Source organism: Streptomyces sp. LUP47B (assembly GCF_001746295.1).
GTDB lineage: Bacteria > Actinomycetota > Actinomycetes > Streptomycetales > Streptomycetaceae > Streptomyces.
The window spans coordinates 24,901-46,012 of record NZ_MJAH01000036.1; the positions used below are offsets into that span (position 1 = coordinate 24,901).

16 protein-coding genes and 2 rRNA genes are annotated in these 21,112 nt (G+C 69.6%); 8 read left to right on the forward strand and 10 right to left on the reverse strand.

What is annotated here, in order from left to right:
* Positions 1-52: 52 nt before the first annotated feature.
* Positions 53-2,893 (reverse strand): preprotein translocase subunit SecA, encoded by a 2,841-nt coding sequence (secA, locus tag BFN33_RS48370; protein ID WP_069766603.1) that lies wholly within the window; start codon positions 2,891-2,893, stop codon positions 53-55.
* 270 nt (positions 2,894-3,163) lie between these two features.
* Here secA and BFN33_RS48375 point away from each other — a divergent pair, with 270 nt between their 5' ends.
* Both BFN33_RS48375 and BFN33_RS48380 read left to right on the forward strand, forming a co-directional pair.
* Positions 3,164-3,736, forward strand: a complete 573-nt coding sequence (locus BFN33_RS48375) for a GNAT family N-acetyltransferase (RefSeq protein ID WP_069766604.1) — start codon at positions 3,164-3,166, stop codon at positions 3,734-3,736.
* Between the two features lie 50 nt (positions 3,737-3,786).
* Positions 3,787-4,998, forward strand: coding sequence for a winged helix-turn-helix domain-containing protein (locus BFN33_RS48380; RefSeq protein WP_069766605.1), 1,212 nt, complete (start codon positions 3,787-3,789; stop codon positions 4,996-4,998).
* Between the two features lie 12 nt (positions 4,999-5,010).
* On the opposite strand, the gene BFN33_RS48385 is transcribed toward BFN33_RS48380, so the two are convergent.
* The 3 genes from BFN33_RS48385 to BFN33_RS53580 all read right to left on the reverse strand — a co-directional run bounded on the left by BFN33_RS48385 (position 5,011) and on the right by BFN33_RS53580 (position 7,362).
* A complete protein-coding gene (locus tag BFN33_RS48385; protein WP_069766606.1) occupies positions 5,011-5,757 on the reverse strand; it encodes a response regulator transcription factor in 747 nt (248 codons plus the stop codon).
* A gap of 199 nt (positions 5,758-5,956) precedes the next feature.
* A complete protein-coding gene (gene hpf / locus BFN33_RS48390) occupies positions 5,957-6,649 on the reverse strand; it encodes a ribosome hibernation-promoting factor, HPF/YfiA family (RefSeq protein WP_069766607.1) in 693 nt (230 codons plus the stop codon).
* A 545-nt stretch (positions 6,650-7,194) separates the two neighbouring features.
* Positions 7,195-7,362, reverse strand: a complete 168-nt coding sequence (locus BFN33_RS53580; protein ID WP_176742664.1) for a hypothetical protein — start codon at positions 7,360-7,362, stop codon at positions 7,195-7,197.
* 1 nt (position 7,363) lies between these two features.
* On the opposite strand from BFN33_RS53580, the gene BFN33_RS55785 reads away from it, so the two are divergent.
* A complete protein-coding gene (locus BFN33_RS55785) occupies positions 7,364-8,113 on the forward strand; it encodes a hypothetical protein (RefSeq protein ID WP_069766608.1) in 750 nt (249 codons plus the stop codon).
* A 919-nt stretch (positions 8,114-9,032) separates the two neighbouring features.
* Here the strand turns inward: BFN33_RS55785 and BFN33_RS48400 are convergent.
* From BFN33_RS48400 to mtnA, 4 genes are all read right to left on the reverse strand, one after another.
* Positions 9,033-10,877 carry an LpqB family beta-propeller domain-containing protein gene (locus BFN33_RS48400; RefSeq protein WP_069766609.1) on the reverse strand — a complete coding sequence of 615 codons (1,845 nt, stop codon included), beginning with the start codon at positions 10,875-10,877 and terminating at the stop codon, positions 9,033-9,035.
* Entirely contained in the window at positions 10,867-12,939 is a 2,073-nt protein-coding gene (gene mtrB, locus BFN33_RS48405; protein WP_069766610.1) for an MtrAB system histidine kinase MtrB, read from the reverse strand. The genes BFN33_RS48400 and mtrB overlap by 11 nt, the downstream gene beginning before the upstream one ends.
* A 1-nt stretch (position 12,940) precedes the next feature.
* The gene (mtrA, locus tag BFN33_RS48410; protein ID WP_009333493.1) at positions 12,941-13,618 is read right to left on the reverse strand and encodes a two-component system response regulator MtrA; all 678 of its coding nucleotides are present in this window, start codon (positions 13,616-13,618) and stop codon (positions 12,941-12,943) included.
* A 158-nt stretch (positions 13,619-13,776) separates the two neighbouring features.
* The gene (mtnA, locus tag BFN33_RS48415; protein WP_069766611.1) at positions 13,777-14,925 is read right to left on the reverse strand and encodes an S-methyl-5-thioribose-1-phosphate isomerase; all 1,149 of its coding nucleotides are present in this window, start codon (positions 14,923-14,925) and stop codon (positions 13,777-13,779) included.
* 140 nt (positions 14,926-15,065) lie between these two features.
* Between mtnA and BFN33_RS48420 the strand changes: the two genes are divergently transcribed.
* The 5 genes from BFN33_RS48420 to BFN33_RS48440 are packed head-to-tail and all read left to right on the forward strand — an operon-like array spanning position 15,066 to position 20,622.
* Entirely contained in the window at positions 15,066-16,376 is a 1,311-nt protein-coding gene (locus BFN33_RS48420) for a glycerophosphoryl diester phosphodiesterase membrane domain-containing protein (RefSeq protein ID WP_069766612.1), read from the forward strand.
* A gap of 31 nt (positions 16,377-16,407) precedes the next feature.
* On the forward strand, positions 16,408-17,124 hold the full coding sequence (locus BFN33_RS48425; RefSeq protein ID WP_069766619.1) for a DUF4129 domain-containing protein: 717 nt from the start codon (positions 16,408-16,410) through the stop codon (positions 17,122-17,124).
* Complete coding sequence (locus BFN33_RS48430; RefSeq protein WP_069766613.1) at positions 17,121-18,323, forward strand: DUF4350 domain-containing protein; 1,203 nt, start codon at positions 17,121-17,123, stop codon at positions 18,321-18,323. Before BFN33_RS48425 ends, BFN33_RS48430 begins: the two co-directional genes overlap by 4 nt.
* A complete protein-coding gene (locus BFN33_RS48435) occupies positions 18,323-19,312 on the forward strand; it encodes a MoxR family ATPase (protein WP_088245557.1) in 990 nt (329 codons plus the stop codon). The genes BFN33_RS48430 and BFN33_RS48435 overlap by 1 nt, the downstream gene beginning before the upstream one ends.
* The gene (locus BFN33_RS48440; RefSeq protein ID WP_069766615.1) at positions 19,312-20,622 is read left to right on the forward strand and encodes a DUF58 domain-containing protein; all 1,311 of its coding nucleotides are present in this window, start codon (positions 19,312-19,314) and stop codon (positions 20,620-20,622) included. The genes BFN33_RS48435 and BFN33_RS48440 overlap by 1 nt, the downstream gene beginning before the upstream one ends.
* Before the next feature lie 99 nt (positions 20,623-20,721).
* On the opposite strand, the gene rrf is transcribed toward BFN33_RS48440, so the two are convergent.
* Positions 20,722-20,838, reverse strand: a 5S ribosomal RNA gene (gene rrf, locus BFN33_RS48445).
* 69 nt (positions 20,839-20,907) lie between these two features.
* Positions 20,908-21,112, reverse strand: a 23S ribosomal RNA gene (locus BFN33_RS48450); the annotation flags it as partial.

The window sequence follows — 21,112 nt, forward strand, 5'->3', positions numbered from 1 at the left end:
CCCCAGGCGCCGTCACATCGATCCGCTACGGCGCCCATCGCGCCGTAAGGCACTACTTCTTGCGCCGCCCCCGGCTACGGGACTGCTTGCGCCGCTCCGCGCGCGTGAGGCCGTCCGCCTCGGAGCGCACGGGCTCGTCGTCGTCGGAGAACTCGCCCTCGACGACACCGCCCTCGCCGTCCACGGTCGGCGCGGAGAAGTGCAGGTCCCTGCGCTGCGGGGCGTCGAGCCCCTTCGCGCGGATCTCGGGACGCGAGCCGGCCTGCGCCGGAACCGCGTCCTGCTTGGCGAGGGACGGCTTCTCGTCCTCGACCGGGACCTCCTCGACCTGCTGCTCGACCTGGACCTCCAGGTTGAACAGGTAGCCGACGGACTCCTCCTTGATGCCCTCCATCATGGCGGTGAACATGTCGAAGCCCTCGCGCTGGTACTCGACCAGCGGGTCCTTCTGCGCCATCGCGCGCAGGCCGATGCCCTCCTGGAGGTAGTCCATCTCGTAGAGGTGCTCGCGCCACTTGCGGTCCAGGACCGACAGCACGACCCGGCGCTCCAGCTCACGCATGATCTCGGAGCCGAGCTGCGCCTCACGCGCCTCGTACTGCTCGTGGATGTCGTCCTTGATCGACTCGGAGATGTACTCGGCGGTCAGGCCCGCGCGGTCGCCCGCCGCGTCCTCCAGCTCCTCGACGGTGATCTTCACCGGGTAGAGCTGCTTGAACGCGCCCCACAGCCGGTCGAGGTCCCAGTCCTCCGCGAAGCCCTCGGCGGTCTCCGCCGCGATGTACGCGTCGATCGTGTCGTCCATGAAGTGCACGACCTGCTCCTGCAGGTCCTCGCCCTCCAGGACGCGGCGCCGCTCGCCGTAGATGACCTCGCGCTGGCGGTTGAGGACCTCGTCGTACTTCAGGACGTTCTTACGGGTCTCGAAGTTCTGCTGCTCGACCTGCGACTGCGCGGACGCGATCGCGCGCGTGACCATCTTGTTCTCGATCGGGACGTCGTCCGGGACGTTCGCCATCGACATCACGCGCTCGACCATCTGGGCCTTGAACAGCCGCATCAGGTCGTCGCCCAGGGAGAGGTAGAAGCGGGACTCGCCGGGGTCGCCCTGTCGGCCGGAACGACCGCGCAGCTGGTTGTCGATGCGGCGCGACTCGTGCCGCTCGGTACCGAGGACGTAGAGCCCGCCGAGGTCCTTGACCTCCTCGAACTCCGCCTTGACCGCCCGCTCGGCCTTCTCCAGGGCGGCGGGCAGGGCCGCGGCCCACTCCTCGATGTGCTCCTCGGGGTCGAGGCCGCGCTGGCGCAGCTCCGCCTCCGCGAGGTCCTCGGGGTTGCCGCCGAGCTTGATGTCGGTACCACGGCCGGCCATGTTGGTGGCGACGGTGACGGCGCCCTTGCGGCCGGCCTGGGCGACGATCGTCGCCTCCCGGTCGTGCTGCTTGGCGTTCAGCACTTCGTGCTGGACGCCGCGCTTGCTGAGCTGCTGGGAGAGGTACTCGGACTTCTCGACCGACGTCGTACCGACGAGGATCGGCTGGCCCTTCTCGTGCTTCTCGACGATGTCGTCGACGACCGCCTCGAACTTCGCGACCTCGGTGCGGTAGATCAGGTCCGACTGGTCCTTGCGGACCATGGGCCGGTTGGTCGGGATCGGGACGACGCCGAGCTTGTAGATCTGGTGGAACTCGGCTGCCTCGGTCATCGCCGTACCGGTCATGCCGCAGAGGCCCGGCTGTTCCTTGCCGTTGTGGTCGTGGCGCTTGTAGAGGCGGAAGAAGTTCTGGAGGGTGATCGTGGCAAGGGTCTGGTTCTCGTCCTTGATGTCCACCCCTTCCTTCGCCTCGATCGCCTGGTGCATGCCCTCGTTGTAACGGCGGCCGGCGAGGATACGGCCGGTGTGCTCGTCGACGATCATGACTTCGCCGTCCATGACGACGTAGTCCTTGTCCTTCTTGAAGAGCTCCTTCGCCTTGATGGCGTTGTTCAGGTAGCCCACCAGAGGGGTGTTGACCGACTCGTAGAGGTTGTCGATGCCCAGCCAGTCCTCGACCTTGCTGACACCGGACTCGTGGATGGCGACCGTGCGCTTCTTCTCGTCGACCTCGTAGTCGCCGGTCTCCTCGATGCCCTTGAGCGGGTTTCCGGCCTCGCCCTTCTTCAGGCGGGTGACCAGCTTGGCGAAGTCGCCGTACCACTTGGTGGCCTGGTCGGCAGGACCGGAGATGATCAGCGGCGTACGGGCCTCGTCAACCAGGATGGAGTCGACCTCGTCGACGATGGCGAAGTTGTGGCCGCGCTGGACGAGTTCGTCCTGGGACCACGCCATGTTGTCGCGCAGGTAGTCGAAGCCGAACTCGTTGTTCGTGCCGTACGTGATGTCGCACGCGTACTGCTGGCGGCGCTGGGCCGGCGTCATGTTGGCGAGGATGCAACCGACCTCGAGGCCCAGGAACTTGTGGACGCGGCCCATCATCTCGGAGTCGCGCTCGGCCAGGTAGTCGTTGACCGTGATCAGGTGGACGCCCTTGCCCGACAGCGCGTTCAGGTACGCCGGCAGCGTGCCGACGAGTGTCTTGCCCTCACCGGTCTTCATCTCGGCCACATAGCCGAGGTGAAGGGCGGCGCCGCCCATGATCTGCACGTCGTAGTGGCGCTGGCCCAGCGCACGCTTGGCGGCCTCGCGCACAGTGGCGAACGCTTCGGGGAGCAGGTCGTCCAGGCTTTCACCGTCGGCGTACCGCTGCTTGTACTCCTCGGTGAGGGCCCGCAGCTCGGCGTCGGAGAGGTCGATGAAGTCCTCTTCGATGGAGTTGACCTGGTCCGCGATGCGGTGCAGCTTGCGCAGGATCTTGCCTTCGCCTGCACGCATGATCTTCGAGAGGACGGACACGGGGGTTGGTCTCCTTGCCGGTCGGGCCTGGGACGGTCGGTTTCCATTTGACTCACTGAGCAACGGCCATCGTATGCGAGGACCCCGCCGCGTCGGGAGCCTGCTGGGTACGCCGACTGTCAGCTCCTTCAAATGTGCTTCAAAGGGGACAACGGACGGGGAACACCGATGGTGCCGCGCCCCGCTCACGAATTGCGCGAATTGTGATCGCCTGCTCACTCACAGCGAAATCGATGGCGTCCTTACCGAACACCTGAGCAGAATCGGCTGATGGAACCCGTCATCCTGACAACAGCCCGTCTCCTGCTGCGCACGCCCACTGCGCGGGACACCGAGACCGTCTTCGCGGCCGTGCAGGACCCCGACATCCTGCGCTGGACCACGATGCCCTCGCCGTACCTGCCCGAGCACGCCCAGGGTTTCACTGAGCAACTGGTCCCGGAGGGCTGGGCGGATGACACGATGCTCACCTGGGGCCTCTTCCTTCCCGAAGGAGAGGAGCTGGTGGGCATGCTGGGCCTCACCAGACGCTCCACGGGCACGGCCGAGATCGGTTACTGGATCGCCAAGGAACAACGCGGCAACGGCTATGTCACCGAGGCCGTCGAGGCCGCCGCCCGCTGGGCCTTCGGCGAGTGGTCGATCGACCGCGTCGAATGGCGCGCGGAGGTCGGCAACCACGCCTCGCGCGCGGTGGCGGAGCGCGCCGGCTTCACCATCGAGGGCGTACTGCGTTCCTCGCTCGTCCACCAGGGGGTACGCCGGGACTGCTGGGTGGGCGCGTTGCTGCCCTCGGACCTGAGCCTGCCGTCGACGGCGCAGTATCTTCCCGCCTCCGAGTAGATCCGCAGGTCGCCCCGCACTGTCAGTGCCGGGCCCTATCGTTCGGACCCATGACGACCCCGCCTCCCACCACCGACCTCTCGGCCGACGAGGCCCGCCGCATCGCGCTGCGCGCCCAGGGCTTCCTCGGCACCCCCGACCGCCGGGCCGGAGTCCGCGGCGTCCTCCGTCACCTCGGGGCGGTCCAACTCGACACCATCTCGGTACTCGCCCGCTCCCACGAGCTGATCCCGTACGCCCGGCTCGGCGCGGTGGGCCGCAAGACGGTGGAGAGCGCCTACTGGACGACCACTCCCCTTGGGGCGTCTCCGGCACGACCCCACGCCTTCGAGTACTGGTCGCACGCGGCGTGCATCCTCCCCATCGAGGAATGGCCCCACTTCGCCTTCCGCCGCCGCGCCTACCGCAGCCGCCCGCACTGGAACCACCAGCTCCCGGACGGCACCTACGACCAGGTCATCAAGCAGCTCCGCACCGAAGGGCCCCTCACGGCCACGGAGTTGGGCGGAGCGAAGAAGACCAGCGAGTGGTGGGACTGGTCGGGCACCAAGGTCGCCGTCGAGCGCGCCCTGATGTACGGCGAGGTGGTCTGCGTGGAGCGCCGTGGCTGGAAGCGTGTGTACGACCTCGCCGAGCGCGCCGTCCCCGCCGACCTGCTCCACGATGAACTGGACGACACCGAGTGCCTGCGCCGCCTGGTGCGTCTCGCCGGCCAGTCCCTGGGTGTCGGCACCCGCGCGGACATCGCCGACTACCACCGCCTCAAGGGCGAACAGGTCGACGCGGTGATCGCCGACTCCGGCCTGGTGCCGGTCACGGTCGAGGGCTGGGGCAAGCCTGCCTGGGCCGACCCCGCGGCCCTGAGCACGCCCCCGCGCGGCCGCCACCGCACCACCCTGCTGTCCCCGTTCGACTCCCTTGTCTGGGAACGCGCGCGCACGGAGCGGATCTTCGGCTTCACCCACCGACTGGAGGCCTACGTCCCCAAGCCCAAGCGGGTCTACGGCTATTTCGCGATGCCGGTGCTGGCCGGCGGGCGTCTCGTGGGCCGCGTGGACCCGGCCCGGGAGGGGAGCACGCTGGTGGCCAGGCAGGTCACTCTGGACGGCCCGAAGGCGGTCCCGGCGGTGGCCCAGGCCCTGGTCGAGGCGGCGAGCTGGGTGGACTGCACGGAAATCCGGGTCGAGCGGGTGGACGCGCCGGACCTGCGCGAGCCCCTCGCCAAGGAGGTCACCGGAGTGCTGGCTACGGCCCTGCGCTGACCGGGAGCCGAATCAGCGGATCTCGAGGATCTTCTCCCGCATCGCGTAGACCACCGCTTCCATCCTGGAGTGCAGTTGCAGCTTCTCCAGGATGTTGCGCACGTGGTTCTTCACGGTGTTCTCGGAGATGAACAACTCCTTCGCGATGTCGCGGTTGTTCATCCCGGTGGCGACGAGCTTGAGGACCTCCAGCTCACGGTCGGTCAGCCGCGGGGCGGGCACGAGACGCCGCTCGTCCGTCCGCTGGATCATCGACTTGAACTCGGTGAGCAGCTTCGACGCCATGGAGGGGCTGATCTGCGACTGTCCGTCGGCCACCGCGCGAATGGCGGTCGCCACCTCGTCCGTGGAGATCTCCTTGAGGAGATATCCGGTCGCGCCGGCCTTGATCGCGTCGTAGAGGTCGGCTTCCTCGTCGCTGATCGTCAACATGATGATCTTGGCGCTGGGTGCCACTTCCTTGATGGAGGTGCAGGCCTCGATCCCGCCCCGCTTGGGCATCCGCACGTCCATCAGAACGATGTCCGGCAGCAGGTCGGCGGCCTTGTCGACGGCCTCCGCGCCGTCGCCTGCCTCCCCCACGACCTGGATGTCCTCCTCGGCTGCGAGCACGATCTCCAGTCCGCGCCGGAAGAGGGCATGGTCGTCCACGACGAGAACCCGGATCGGCTCCTTGCGTGGAGAGCCCGCGTCCGTGCTCATGCTGACGACGCCGTCGCCGGCGTCTTCGCCGTGCAGCGGTCCGAAGCTGTCCGCCATCGTTCCTCCCCCTGAAGGCTGTGGCTGCTGTGCCATCGCCAACCCAAGGCAACGACCCACCGGTTGGGCCGGTGTGGCCATGATTTCATGCCCGGACGACAGTGAGGTGACAGAGCGGTACGCGAAAGGGTCGCACGCGGGTGCCCCTGGGGGCGCACAAGCGCTCCAGGGGCACCGGCTCAGCTGTCATCCGGAAGGGTCAGCCACCCGTCGTGTCACCGGCCGCGGGAGAGTGCGCCCGGGCGACCATCGGGTCCGTGCTCAGGTGGATGACGCCATAGTCGTAGGCGTGCCGCCGGTAGACGACACTCGGTTCCTTGGTCTCGGAGTCGACGAACAGATAGAAGTCATGCCCGACCAGCTCCATCTCGTAGAGCGCCTGGTCGAGGGTCATCGGGGAGGCGACGTGGGTCTTCTCGCGGACCACGAGGGGGCCTTCACCCTTGATCTCCAGCGAGCCGATCTTCTTGGTGGGCACACCGTCCGACTCTTCCTCGTGGACGGCCTGCCCGTTGCCGTTGAGCGTCGCCGCGCCCGGAACGTGGTCGGCGACCTCGGCGGCCGTCAGTCGCCGTGCGCCCCTGCGTGTGTGGCGCTTGTCGTGCTCCTTGCGCAGCCGGGCGTCCAGCTTCTCGGCCGCCAGGTCGAGTGCCGCGTACGGGTCGCTGGCTGCCGCTTCCGCCCGGATCACCGGACCGCGGGAGCGGAGCGTGATCTCCACTCGGTCACAACGGTCGGCCTGTCGGGGGTTCGGCTCCTTGGACACCTCGACGTCGAGGCTGATCACCTTGCCATCGAGCTTCTGGATCTTCTCCAGCTTCAGCTTCTCGGCCACGTGCTTGCGGAACCGCTCGGGCACCTCGGTCTTGCGGCCCTTGACGACGATGTCCACGCAGAACTCCGTTCCCGGATCGCTCCGCCTCGATGCGGAGCATCTCCCTTTTGCACCAGGCTCCGGTGAGCCCCGGAACCTCGGACTCGGTGACTTCCACCTCCTCCCCCGCGAGCAAGATCTCCATTCCACCGTCGCGGATGGTGGTGGAAATCCCGCGGGCACGGCATTCGGATTTGCGAGGCGTGGCCTGCGCCTTTCTCTCACAACCGAACATATCTCGCTGGGACGGATGTCGTCACCCTCTACTGCGGCGTACCTCCGTTCAGGCGAATTTACCCTCTCGTAACCTGCAACGATGCAACTACGCAGTCAGTTCCGGTTTATTTCGAAGGAATCCGGTGAGGCCGCGACCACAGCTGCGCAGATCGCGTCACGGGCGCCACCGACGCCCGCCGCTGTCACCGAGCAGCGCTCGCGGTCCGGGTCCTCCTCCGTCACTGTGACCAACCGTTCCCCCATGCTTTCCCGAGTTGCGGCGGTGTACACGGCGCCCGCCCCTTCACCGTCGCATCCGGCCACCACACGTCCACCACGGCGCCCACTCACGTCCTGCCGCTGTTGCCCACGCCGTTCGTCCCTTCCCCGGCGCCCTTGGACTCGCTGTCCGACTGTCCCCGGCTGCCGGTGACCTTCCCGTGCCCCTGCTCCCGGTCGGCAATCACCAGGCCACGCACCCGTCTCCGGCGGCCGACACCGTTGCCGTTGATCACGGTGTCCGGTCCTCATCTGTTCACCGCGGTTCCCGGAGTTCTCCCGAGCCCGCGCCTCCCGGACGGCCCGCGCCGCCTCGGTGAGGGACGCGCCCGTCGTCATCAGGTCGTCGACCAGCACGACCAGCCCTTCGGCGAGCAGACGTCCGCCACCGGGGACCACGGTCAGCGCGCCCGCGAGATTGTCCTGCCGCTGCCGCGAGTTGAGCCCCGACTGGTCTGCCACCCGCCGCCGCTGCCGCAGTACGGCCACCACCCGCGCCGGCATCCCCGCCCGGCGCAGCACGCCCGCCGCCGCGAGCGCGATCCGCCGCGCCGGATCATGCCCCCGAGCCCGAACCGCCCGCCGCGCGGACGGCACGGGAACAAGAAGCACCGGCACACCGAGCCCGTTCCCCCYCCACCTGCCCCCGCCGAACGCCCCCGCCCGCAGGCCACGCCCCCCGACCGAGCCCGCACCACCCAGCACGCCACCCGCAGCCAGGCCTCCTGCTCCTGGCACATCTCGACTCCTGGCCAGAGCTTCTACTCCTCGCACGCCACCACCCCGAGCCAGAGCCTGCGCTCCTGGCACATCTTGACTCCCGGCCAGGACTTTTACTCCCCGCATGCCGCCACCCCGAGCCAGAGCCTGCGCTCCTGGCACATCTTGACTCCCGGCCCGGACTTTTACTCCTCGCATGCCGCCACCCCGAGCCAGAGCCTGCGCTCCTGGCGCGTCACCACCCGTGGCCGAGACCTCAGCCCCTGACACGCCACCGCCACGGACGAAAGCTGCTTCTCCTGTACCGCCGACCGTCCACGACCACCCCACCCCACCGGCTCGGTCCACGAACGCACCCGCAGCACCATTCCGCTCCCCGCACGCACCCATCACGTCACCCGGCCCCAGGTACACGCCCACCGCGCCACCCCGACCCCCGTCAAGGCCCACCGTCACCCGACCGGAAGAGGCACTCTCCGCCGCGCCACCGGGCTCAACCAAAGCCCCGTATCCCGCCTCCCAGGCCCCCCGAGGTCCCTCCGACGCACATCCCCCACCGCCCGGCTCACAGACCTCCCGCACCGCCGCCCACACCGCCCCCGCCAGAGCCGTACCGAGCGGCCCAGCGAGGCCCAGCGCCCCCCGCTCCTTGTGGGCCAGCAACACCGCCCGTACCGAGTCCGCGTACCGAGCAGCCGCGTGCACGACCGGCAGTCCAGCCGGCTCCGGCACCGGTCGCACCCGGCTCGGTGCGGCCCCGTCCAGGGCGGCACGGCACTCCGGACAGAGCACCGTGCGAGGCCTCCCACAGCCTCCGCAATCGGCCGGCAACACCAGATCAGTCAGGTCCTGCCACCACCCCCGCATGCCCACCACTGTGCCAATGCCGAAGCCGACCGGCCACCCCTGTGGATAACTCCCTGTGGAAAAACCAACCCTTCAACACGAACAACAGTTCCCACCACAATCTCCGGGCTCCCAAACAGCCCGTCGGTCGGCCGAACGCAGCCCGCTAATAAGTTCCTCGTACAACGAATCCGTACGACAATCCGGCCCGTCCCACCCAGCGAATCCAGTTCGGCCGATGAACCGGGAAACCCACCCGCCCCAAAACAAAAGCGGCCACCCCCACCAGGGCCTCACCCCGGCAAAAAGCGGCCGCTCCCGACAGCGCGGTCCCGTCAGCTCACCCCGGATAGACCGGCGCCGTCCCGTCCGCGTCCACCTTCTGCCACTGCGCCCCGGAAGGCAGCCGTACGATTCCGTCCTCCGAGTAGGCCACCAGCGGCATCTCGTCGTCCTCGGACGCGGCGATCTCCTTCACACCCGTGAGCACGGCCGGCGGCGGCCCCTCCGGCGTGGAGCCGTCGACCTGGACGTACCGCGTCTGCTGCACACCACCCTGCTCACGTCCGACCACCACGAGCCTGCTGTCGCCGGCCCAGGACATGGTCGTGACCTCCTCCAGATCCGGTGTCGTGGAGCGCAGCTCCCGCACCGAGACGCTCTGCGGGTCCCCGGTCCTGCCCTCCCGCTCGATCCGCCCGACGAACAGAGACTGCTTGCCGCCCTTCTCGACGACGAGCGCGATCCGCACCCCGTCGGCGGCCACCCGCAGGTCCCTGATACGCCCGTCCAGCCCGGGAGTCGCCACCTCCAGCGGCTTGCCCGCGCCCTCCTTGAACAGCAGCAACCGCGGATCGGCGGAGTTCTGGTCGGCCACCCACAGATCGCCCTCGGTGTCCCAGCTCGGCGTGGTCAGCCGGTCCTCGGCCGTCTTGCCGTTGCTGACCAGCACCGGGTCCCCGAGTGACCCGCCCGACACCAGCGACCCGACGTACAGCGCCTTGCCGTCGATACCGACACCGGCCGCCGTGTGCTCGTCACGCGAGACGGCCACCGACCGCAGGTCCTTGTCACCGTCGCCCAGCGCTCCGGGCACCGGCACCGGCTCGGCCTTCGTACCGCCGGCACCCGCTTCGGCCGAAACCCGCACCAGCCGGTGCCGGCCGTCCACGAAGTACAGGAACGCGGGATTCTCGACCGACCCGCGCGTGGCGGCGCCGTTGGCCTGGTTCTCCTTCACGGAACACAACTGCTTGCCGTCCGCCTGCAGCTCGACATCGTCCACGGCGGGGCTGAGGTTCTGCAGGGTGAACAGCAGCTGGGTCCCCATCGCTTCGCACTGGTCCAAGCCGACGTGCCTGGCCTTGTCATTGAGCGGAACCGTCAACGTGTTCTGGTCGTCCGGAGTCAGCGAGGAGACACCGTCCTTCAGCGCGGTCCCGGTCGGGAAGCGCGTCCTGACGACGGGGTCGAGCCAGCTCGTCGGCCCGCTGAGCAGGGATCGCACCAACTGCGTCATGGGGTCCACGCGTTCGCGCACATACACCGGATCGGCGACCGCCACGGTCTGCGGAGCCGTCGCCGCCCTGGTGTTCGAGGCGAAGTAGTACTTGTTGACGGACACGTAGTTGCGCTGGAAGTCCGACTTCCCCATGACGACACCCGGCGGAGGGCTGTCGATCCGCCACTGCTTGGTCTTCTTGTCGTGCACGAGGTGCACGGTCTCCCGGTACTCGCCGGAGGCCGGCGAGTACGACTGTTGCGCGTCCACCACGGCCACCTCGGTGCCGGTCAGCGTGAACGACGTGTCGTCGCGCTGCTCACGGCCCACGGGCGGCACGACGTCGGCCCCGGGTCCGTCGTCGAGCACCGTGGTGGACAGCCCCGGCTGCCACTGCTTCGCCGCGCTACGGGTCAGGTACCTGCGGGCCGTCTCGTAGTCCGGATCATCGCTGGTCAGCGCCTCGAGAAAGCCCTGCACGATGTCCAGTGGCTCAGCGTCCTCCTGAGGCGGCATCGCGTAGACCCGCACCTGAGTGTCCTTCTGCGGGGTGGCGTCGACCCCACGCAGATCCCCGCTGTCCGGCATCGAGGCACATCCCGCCAGCAGTACGACACCACAGGCGGCGTACGCCATGGCCCGCCCCGGCGTACGCCGGCCGCACCCCTCGCGGTCAGCGCCCACGGAATGCCTCCCCCTGCTGTTCGTACGACTCCTGCGACCCGGCGACGTCCGGGCGGCTCACGGTCTCTCCACCGGGCCTGCTCCCGGCGGACGTGCTGTCCGGCCGGGGCGCACCGGACGTCGGCCGGGGCACCACGCGCGCGCCGTTGCCGGGCAGCGCCGTCGGATCGGCCGTGGGTGTCACAGAGGCCGACCTGGGCGTTATCGGGTCACGCGAGGTCACCTGGTCACCCGTCGGCTGAACCGGCACAGTGGCCGCCTTGTCGCCGCCCCCACGCGGCAGACCGGCGTCATCGAGTCCACGATTGCGGCGCGAGTCCTTGGGTTCCAGCGGTATCGGCGAGCCCCGCAGCGGCTCGTCGGCCGTCCTCGGCAACGTCAGCCGGAACTGCGAACCGCCGCCCGGCTCGCCCCACGCCTGCAGCCAGCCGCCGTGCAGCCGCGCGTCCTCCAGGGCGATGGACAGCCCCAGTCCCGTACCGCCGGTGGTACGCGCGCGTGCCGGGTCGGCCCGCCAGAAACGGCTGAACACGCGCGTGGCCTCGCCCGGCTTGAGCCCGACGCCGTAGTCGCGCACCGCGATCGCGACCGCCCCGCCCGCCGAAGCCAGCTTGACCACGACGTCCTTGCCCTCGCCGTGCTCGACGGCGTTGACGACGAGATTGCGCAGCACCCGCTCCACGCGCCGGGCGTCGGCCTCGGCGACGACGGGCTGCTGGTCGCCCACGATCCGGACCGTGGAGCCCTTGCGCTCGGCAAGGGGCGCGGCCCCGCCGACCACTCGCCGTACGACCTCCCTGAGGTCTATTGGCTCCGCCTCCAGCGCGGCCGCACCCGCATCGAAGCGACTGATCTCCAGCAGGTCCGCGAGCAGCGTCTCGAAACGGTCCAGCTGGTCGGCGAGCAGCTCTGCCGACCGCGCGGTCATCGGATCGAAGTCCTCGCGGGCGTCATGGATGACGTCGGCGGCCATCCGTACGGTCGTCAGCGGCGTCCGCAGCTCGTGCGACACGTCCGACACGAACCGCCGCTGCATCCGCGACAGATCCTCCAGCTGCTGGATCTTCAGCTGAAGGTTCTGCGCCATCTTGTTGAAGGCCTCACCGAGCCGCGCGATGTCGTCCTCACCGGTGACCTTCATCCGCTCCTGGAGCCGCCCGGCGGACAGCCGCTCCGCGATCCCGGCGGCCATCCGCACCGGAGTGACGACCTGCCGCACCACCAGCCAGGCGATCGCGCCGAGGAGTACGACGACGAAGAGCCCGGCGGTCGCCAGCGTGCCCTTGACCAGGCTGAGGGACTTCTCCTCCTGAGTGAGCGGGAAGAGGTAGTACAGCTGGTACGGGTCGCCGTTGGGGTCGTTGACCTGCTTGCCGATGACCAGGGCCGGCTGCGGATCCTGGTAGGGGTCGTAGACGATGCGGGTGTAGCTCTGGGCGGCCGTGGTGCTCTCGTCGATCTTCTCGCGCAAAGCCTCGGGGACGCTGGCCGTCGGGTCCACGTCGCCCGAGGCACGCGGTCCGCGCCCGCTCCCGCTGTCTCCGCCCACGGGCAGGGTCACCACATCGAAGGCGCCCTGACCGCCGCTGGAGAGCGAGTAGACGAGGTTGCTCATCCACTCGATGACGAACTGGTCGGACTGCCCCTCCGCCGGGGCGGCTTCGTCGGTCCCGGCACCGGCCTCGTCCGCCTTCTGCTTGGCCACCGCGAACCCTCCGGTGGCCTGGCTCTGCGACGCCTTGACCTTGGCGTCGAGCAGCCCGTTGCGCACCTGCCCGATGACGACGAAGCCCAGCAGAAGCACCACACCGAGCGACATCAGCAGAGTCGTTGCGACGACCTTGAGCTGGATGTTGCGCCGCCACAGCCGCATCACGGGCAGCAGCGGCCGGCGCACCCAGCGCATGAAGAGCCTGAGGACCGGGCTGCCCTGGACTCCACCCTGAAGCAGCCCACCCTCGACGAAACGACCCCAGCGGGAACCCGCCGACTTCCGCCCGACAGGCCGCCCCGCTCCCGCCCCGGTCCGTCCCGGCGACGAAGCAGCACTGTCTCCGGACATGTCAGCTGGGCCCTGCCTTGTAACCCACACCACGGACGGTCACCACGATCTCGGGCCGCTCCGGGTCCTTCTCGACCTTGGAGCGCAGCCGCTGCACATGCACATTGACGAGCCGGGTGTCGGCGGCGTGCCGGTAGCCCCACACCTGCTCGAGGAGCACCTCACGCGTGAACACCTGCCACGGCTTGCGCGCGAGCGCGACCAGCAGGTCGAACTCCAGTGGCGTCAACGCGATCGACTGCCCGTCCCGCTTCACGGAGTGCCCGGCCACGTCGATGACCAGGTCACCGATGGCGAGCTGCTCGGGAGCCGGCTCCTCCGACCTCCGAAGCCGCGCCCGGATCCGGGCCACGAGCTCCTTCGGCTTGAACGGCTTCACGATGTAGTCGTCGGCACCGGACTCCAGGCCCACGACCACATCGACGGTGTCGCTCTTCGCCGTGAGCATCACGATCGGCACGCCGGACTCCGCCCTGATCAGGCGGCACACCTCGATGCCGTCCCGCCCGGGCAGCATCAGATCCAGCAGCACCAGATCCGGCTTGGCCTCACGGAACGCGGCCAGCGCCTTGTCACCGTCGGCTACGAAAGACGGCTCAAAACCTTCACCACGCAGCACAATGCCCAACATCTCGGCAAGTGCGGTGTCGTCGTCGACGACAAGGACTCGTCCCTTCATAAAGACATCATCCCATTCTCATAACAGTGGTGAAGGCAGTGGTGAGACAGCTCACCGACCAGTGACCTTAGTCGTACTGGACCGTCACTGTCTGCCTCGGCCGCCGCCGCGAAGATCCGCCATGGATTCAGGCGGAATACGTGGCCACCACATCCGGATCAGCTGGTCGTCACCTCCCGGGACCTTGCACACAGCTCAGCAAGAGCCTCAGCCGTCACCGGCGACACCACGCCCTCCTCCGTGACGATCGCCGTCACCAGTTCGGGCGGCGTCACATCGAAGGCCGGGTTGTACGCCTGCGTCCCCAGCGGCGCCACCGGAATCCCACCGCCGGCCTCGACACCCACCACCGGCACCTGGGGCGCCGCGATCTCGGTCACCTCGTGCCCCGCCCGCTGCTCCACCTCGATCGACGCCCCGTCCGGCGTGTCCGGATCGACCGTGGTCACCGGCGCCACCACGATGAACGGCACATGGTGATACCGCGCGAGCACCGCGAGCGGATAGCTCCCCACCTTGTTCGCCACCGAACCGTCGGCCGCGATCCGGTCGGCTCCGATCAGCACCGCGTCCACCTCCCCGGCCGCGAACAGCGAGCCCGCCGCGTTGTCGGTCAGCAAGGTGTACGCCATCCCGCTGCGCGCCGCCTCGTACGCCGTCAGCCGGGCGCCCTGGAGCAGCGGACGCGTCTCGTCCACCCACAGCCGCCGCAGCCGCCCCGCCCGGTGAGCCGCGAGCGCCACCGCGAACGCCGTCCCCTCACCGCCCGACACCAGCGAACCGGTGTTGCAATGCGTCAGGATCCGGTGCCCGCCGCCCGGCAGCAGTTCGTCCAGCAGAGCCAGCCCACGCTCGGCCATCGCGGCACTGGCCGCCGCGTCCTCGCGGTGCAGCCTGCGTGCCGCCGCCAGCGCAGCCCCGGCCGCCAGCTCCTGGTCACCGCTCTTGGCGAGCTCGGCCCGGTACGCGGCCTCGGCTCTGCGCACCCCGACGCCAAGATTCACCGCGGTCGGACGCGCGCCCGCCAGCGCGGCTGCCGCCTCGTCCACGTCGAACCCACGCGCGGCGGCGAGCGCGACCCCGTACGCCCCCGCGATACCGAGCAAAGGCGCCCCGCGCACGGCGAGCGAACGGATCGCCTCCACCAGCGCGGACGCGTCCGTACAAACAAGTTCGACCTCCTCGGCCGGAAGCCTCGTCTGGTCGAGAAGCACCAGGACGGGGCCTTCGGGTGGCTCCTCCCAGCGGATCGCCGGTACCTCGGTGGTCTTGCTGTCCTCGCCGGTTTGCGCGTACTGATCAGCCATGTCGTCAGTCTGCCCCTTGTGCGCCGGAGTATTGAAGGTGCGCAGCCCATACCGCGGCTGGTCCTTCGCCGACCACCCCATGGCACGATGGCTGCCAACCTGCCGCCGCGACCGCGGACGGGCACCGTGAAGGAGCGACGATGAACGACACTCCGGGCTGGGCCTCGCCCGGATCCGCCCCGCCCGACGGGCACAAGCCCGGCACGTCCGAGCCCGCCGAGCCCGCCGACCGGCCAGAGACCGCGAACCCCGCACAACAGCCGCAGGACGCCGACTCGAAGTGGTCCCAGGAGCAACCACCCCCCGGTCAGTGGTCCGCCCCCACAGGCCCCGCCGCTCCCGGTCAGACACCTCCGCCCCCGCCGCCCGGCCCGGGCTGGGGATCCCAGCCCCCCGCCGGCCCGCCCGGAGGCTACGTTCCTCCCCCGGGCTGGGGCGGCGGCTACGGCGGCTGGGGAGGCCCCCCGCCCGCGGCCAAGCCCGGCGTGATCCCCCTGCGCCCACTCGGCGTGGGCGAGATCCTCGACGGCGCGGTCTCCACGATGCGCACGTACTGGCGCACGGTCCTCGGCATCTCGCTGACCGTCGCTGTCGTGACCGAGGTTCTCGTCATCCTGCTCCAGGGCTTCGTCCTGAACGACAGCGCAGGGACCGAGGCCCTCAACGACCCCAGCGCCAGCGCCGACGAGCTCACCCGAGCCCTGGGCGAGACCCTGCTCGGCAGCACCGTCGTCTTCCTGATCTCCCTGATCGGCACGGTCGCCGCGACCGCGCTGCTGACAACGGTCACCAGCCGGGCGGTGCTCGGCAGGCCGGTCACCACCGGTGAGGCCTGGCGCGACGCCCGCCCGCAGGTACCCAGGCTGTTCGGCCTGATCTTCCTGCTGCTGCTCATCACCTTCGGTGTGCTTGCCGTCGGGGCGCTGCCCGGCATCCTCGTGGCCGCCGCGGGCTCGAACGGCGGCGGCATCGCCCTCGTCGTCCTGGGCGTCCTCGGCGCCGGCGTCGTCGCGTTGTGGCTAATGATCCGCTTCTCCCTGGCCTCGCCCGCGCTGATGCTGGAGAAGCAGAGCATCGTGAAGTCGATGAGCCGCTCCACGAAGCTGGTCCGCGGTTCCTGGTGGCGGGTCCTCGGCATTCAGCTGCTGGCCGGGATCATCGCGAACATCGTCGCGGCAATCGTCGTCATCCCTTTCACCTTCCTCGCCGCAGCGCTCAGCGGCGAGGGCGTCGGCGGCTTCATCAACGGCACCGGCGACCTCGGCTGGACGTTCCTCATCATCAGCGGCATCGGCTCGGTGATCGGCTCCATGATCACCTTCCCGATCACGGCGGGCGTCACCGTGCTCCTCTACATCGACCAGCGCATCCGCCGCGAGGGCCTCGACCTCGAACTGGCCCGGGCAGCCGGCGTCCAGGGCTACGGCACCGGCCCCACTCCCGGGAGCTGATGCGGTGAACCTGCCGGGGGGAGTGCTCACCATGCTGGGCGCCGGCGACACATCCGTGCTGTCACTGGCACGGTCCGCCGACGAACCGCCTCTGACGATCCCGCGTGACCCCGCGCGAGAGGCGGCCCGCCGCGAGCTGTCCAAGCGCATGTACCACGAGAACGACCCCAGTTGGTTCCAGCGCGCCCTCAACGCGTTCTGGGACTGGGTCGACAAGCTGTTCAACTCCGCTGCGTCCGCGACACCAGGGGGACCACTCGGCCTCGTCGTCGTCATAGCCGCCGTCCTCCTGGTCGCCGGCGCGCTGTGGTGGCGCCTGGGCACTCCGCGCCGCGGCCCGGCCCCCTCCGCCGCCCTGTTCGACGACCGCCCACGCAGCGCAGCCGACCATCGCGCGGCCGCCGAGGCACACGCCGCCCAGGGCCACTGGAACCAGGCCGTCCAGGAACGCATGCGAGCCATCGTCCGCTCCCTGGAGGAACGCACCCTCCTCGACGTCCGTCCCGGCCGCACCGCGGACGAGGCCGCCGCGGAAGCGGGCCACGCCCTGCCCTCCCACACGGACCGGCTGCGCTCCGCGGCCCGGGACTTCGACGACGTCACGTACGGCGGCCGGGCCGCGACCGAGCAGTCGTACCACCGCATCGCCGAACTCGACCGCGACCTGGAACGCACCAAGCCGGTGCTCGCGGCCAGTGCGAGCAGCCACAGCGCGGCCCACAACGCCCGCCAGGGGGCCGCCGAATGACCACCGAGGCCACGCTCCCGTCCACCGCGGCCTCGCCCACCGCCCGCCAGGTGTGGACCCGCGCGCGAGGCATCGTGCTCGCCCTGGTGCTTCTTCTCGTCGCGGCCGTGGCGATCGCGGCGATCCGCTCCACCGAACGCCACGGCGGCCTCGACCCGCGCTCCGCGGACCCCTACGGCAGCCGCGCCGTCGCCGAACTCCTCGCCGACCGAGGCGTCGACACCCGAGTGGTCACGACCCTCGACGAAGCACGCGCCGCGGCCGGCCCCGACACCACGCTCCTGATCGCCGTACCCGACCTCCTGACGCACCGCCAGCAGAGCCAACTGCACTCCGCGACCGCCGACTCCGACGGCCGCACCCTCCTCGTCGCCCCCGGCAGCTGGTCCGTGGAAAGGCTGGCCCCCGGCGTCGTCGCGGACCCCGCCACCAGCCTCGACTCGACGCTCTCCCCCGACTGCGCCCTGTCGGCGGCCCGGCGCGCGGGCACCGCCGACACCGGCGGCATCCGCTACACCGTCACAGTCCCCGGCTACGACGAGTGCTACCCCAGCGAGCGGCTGCCCACCCTGGTCCGCGTCCCGGCGGCCACCGGGGACGGCGACACCGTCGTGCTCGGCGCCCCCGACATTCTCTACAACGACACCCTCGACGAGCAGGGCAATGCCTCGCTCGCCCTCCAACTCCTCGGCTCCCGCCCCCATTTGGTCTGGTACCTCCCCTCGCTCTCCGATCAGACCGCCACCGACCCGGGCGAGGAAAAGGGCTTCCTCGATCTGCTCCCCTCGGGCTGGTTGTGGGGCACACTGCAGCTCTTCTTCGCGGCGGCACTCGCCGCCCTGTGGAGGGCACGCCGACTGGGCCCGCTCGTGCCCGAGAAACTCCCCGTGGCGATCCGCGCCTCCGAAACCGTCGAAGGCCGCGCTCGCCTCTACCGCAAAGCCAACGCCCGCGACCGGGCGGCCGCCGCTCTTCGCTCCACCACACGCACCCGCCTCGCCCCCCTCGTAGGCGTCCCCGCCACCCAGGCGCACGCACCCGAAGCACTGCTCCCCGCCCTGTCCGCCCATCTCCACGCAGACGGAGACGGACAGTCCCTGCACTCCCTCCTCTTCGGCCCGCCGCCCGGCGACGACGCAGCTCTCATCTCCCTAGCCGACCAACTCGACGCCCTCGAAAGAGAGGTACGCCGTTCATGATGGACCCGACCACTGACAACGCCGGGACCACCGGGGACCCGGACACCGCCCGGGCCTCCCTGGAAGCCCTGCGCGCCGAGATCGCCAAAGCCGTGGTCGGCCAGGACCCCGCCGTGACCGGTCTCGTCGTCGCCCTCCTCTGCCGCGGACATGTGCTACTAGAAGGAGTCCCTGGGGTCGCCAAAACGTTGCTCGTCCGCGCCCTCGCATCCGCACTCGAACTCGACACGAAGCGCGTCCAGTTCACTCCTGACCTCATGCCGAGTGATGTGACGGGCTCCCTGGTCTACGACACCCGCTCCGCCGAGTTCTCCTTCCAGCCCGGCCCGGTCTTCACCAACCTTCTGCTCGCGGACGAGATCAACCGCACCCCGCCCAAGACCCAGTCGTCTCTCCTGGAGGCCATGGAGGAACGCCAGGTGACCGTCGACGGCACCCCGCGCCTCCTCCCCGACCCGTTCCTGGTCGCCGCGACCCAGAACCCGGTGGAGTACGAGGGCACCTACCCCCTCCCCGAAGCCCAGTTGGACCGTTTCCTTCTGAAACTCACGATCCCGCTCCCCTCCCGCCAGGACGAGATCGACGTCCTCACCCGCCACGCCGAGGGCTTCAACCCCCGCGACCTGCGCGCCGCCGGCGTACGCCCCGTGGCAGGCCCCGCCGACCTCGAAGCCGCACGCGCCGCGGTCGCCAAGACCACGATCTCCCCCGAGATCACCGCCTACGTCGTCGACATCTGCCGGGCCACACGCGAGTCCCCTTCCCTCACCCTGGGCGTGTCCCCGCGCGGCGCCACGGCCCTCCTGGCCACCTCGCGCGCATGGGCGTGGCTGACCGGCCGCGACTACGTGATCCCCGACGACGTGAAGGCCCTGGCCCTCCCCACCCTCCGCCACCGCGTACAACTGCGCCCGGAGGCCGAGATGGAGGGCGTGACGGCCGACTCCGTCATCAACGCGATCCTCGCCCACGTCCCGGTCCCCCGCTGATGGCACTCACCGGGCGCGCCGCACTCCTCGCGGCCCTGGGTTCTCTCCCTGTCGGCATCTGGGAACCCAGCTGGACGGGCATGCTCGCCGTCAACGCCCCCCTGGCAGTGGCCTGCGCCTGCGACTTCGCCTTGGCGGCACCCGTACGACGACTCAGCCTGGCCCGCTCCGGTGACACCTCCGCCCGCCTGGGCGAAGCCGCCGACGTCACCCTCACGATCACCAACCCGTCCGGTCGCCCCCTCCGCGCCCACGCGCGCGACGCCTGGCCCCCCAGCAGCTGGCAGCCCGGCACGGAAGTGGAAGCCTCGCGCCACCAGCTGACCGTCCCCGCCGGCGAACGCCGACGCCTCACCACTCGCCTACGCCCCACCCGCCGCGGCGACCGCCAGGCAGACCGGGTGACGATTCGCTCCTACGGCCCCCTCCGGCTCTTCTCCCGCCAGGGCACCCACAAGGTCCCTTGGACGGTCCGCGTCCTGCCCCCGTTCACCAGCCGCAAGCACCTCCCCTCGAAGCTCGCCCGTCTGCGCGAACTCGACGGCCGCACCAGCGTCCTCACCCGCGGCGAAGGCACGGAATTCGACAGCCTGCGCGAGTACGTCCCCGGCGACGACACCCGTTCCATCGACTGGCGAGCCACCGCCCGCCAGACGTCCGTCGCCGTACGCACCTGGCGCCCCGAACGCGACCGCCACATCCTCGTGGTCCTCGACACCGGCCGCACCTCGGCAGGCCGCGTGGGCGACGTCCCCCGTCTTGACGCCTCCATGGACGCGGCACTGCTCCTGGCCGCTCTCGCAGCCCGCGCCGGCGACCGCGTGGACCTTCTCGCATACGACCGCCGAGTACGCGCCCTGGTCCAAGGCCGAACGGCCAAGGACCTCCTCCCCTCCCTGGTCAACGCGATGGCCCCCCTTCAGCCCGAACTCGTCGAGACGAACGCCCGGGGCCTCACAGCCACAGCCCTGCGTACGGCCCCTCGCCGCTCACTGATCGTGCTGCTCACCAGTCTCGACGCCGCACCGATCGAGGAGGGCCTGCTGCCCGTCCTGCCCCAGCTCACCCAACGGCACACGGTCCTTCTGGCCTCGGTGGCGGATCCCCACATCGCCCGCATGGCCACGGCCCGCGGAAACACCGATGCGGTCTACGAGGCCGCAGCAGCTGCCCAGGCACAGACGGAGCGCCATCGCACGGCGGAACAACTCCGCCGTCATGGGGTGACTGTCGTCGACGCGACACCGGACGACCTGGCTCCAGCGCTGGCCGATGCCTATCTGGCATTGAAGGCGGCAGGACGGCTGTAAACGAAAAAAGGGAGGCGCCTAGCGCCCCCCTTGAAGAAAACGAATCTGAAATGCAGAAAGGCCCACACCATAAGGTGTGGGCCTTTCCGTCTAAAATTTGTTCGGCGGTGTCCTACTCTCCCACAGGGTCCCCCCTGCAGTACCATCGGCGCTGTAAGGCTTAGCTTCCGGGTTCGGAATGTAACCGGGCGTTTCCCTCACGCTATGACCACCGAAACACTATGAAGTTCGACCGGAAAAAACACGGTCGTTGCCTCAGAACTAACACAGTGGACGCGAGCAAATATGGACAAGCCCTCGGCCTATTAGTACCGGTCACCTCCACCCATTACTGGGCTTCCAGATCCGGCCTATCAACCCAGTCGTCTACTGGGAGCCTTAACCCCTCAAAGGGGGTGGGAATACTCATCTCGAAGCAGGCTTCCCGCTTAGATGCTTTCAGCGGTTATCCCTCCCGAACGTAGCCAACCAGCCATGCCCTTGGCAGAAC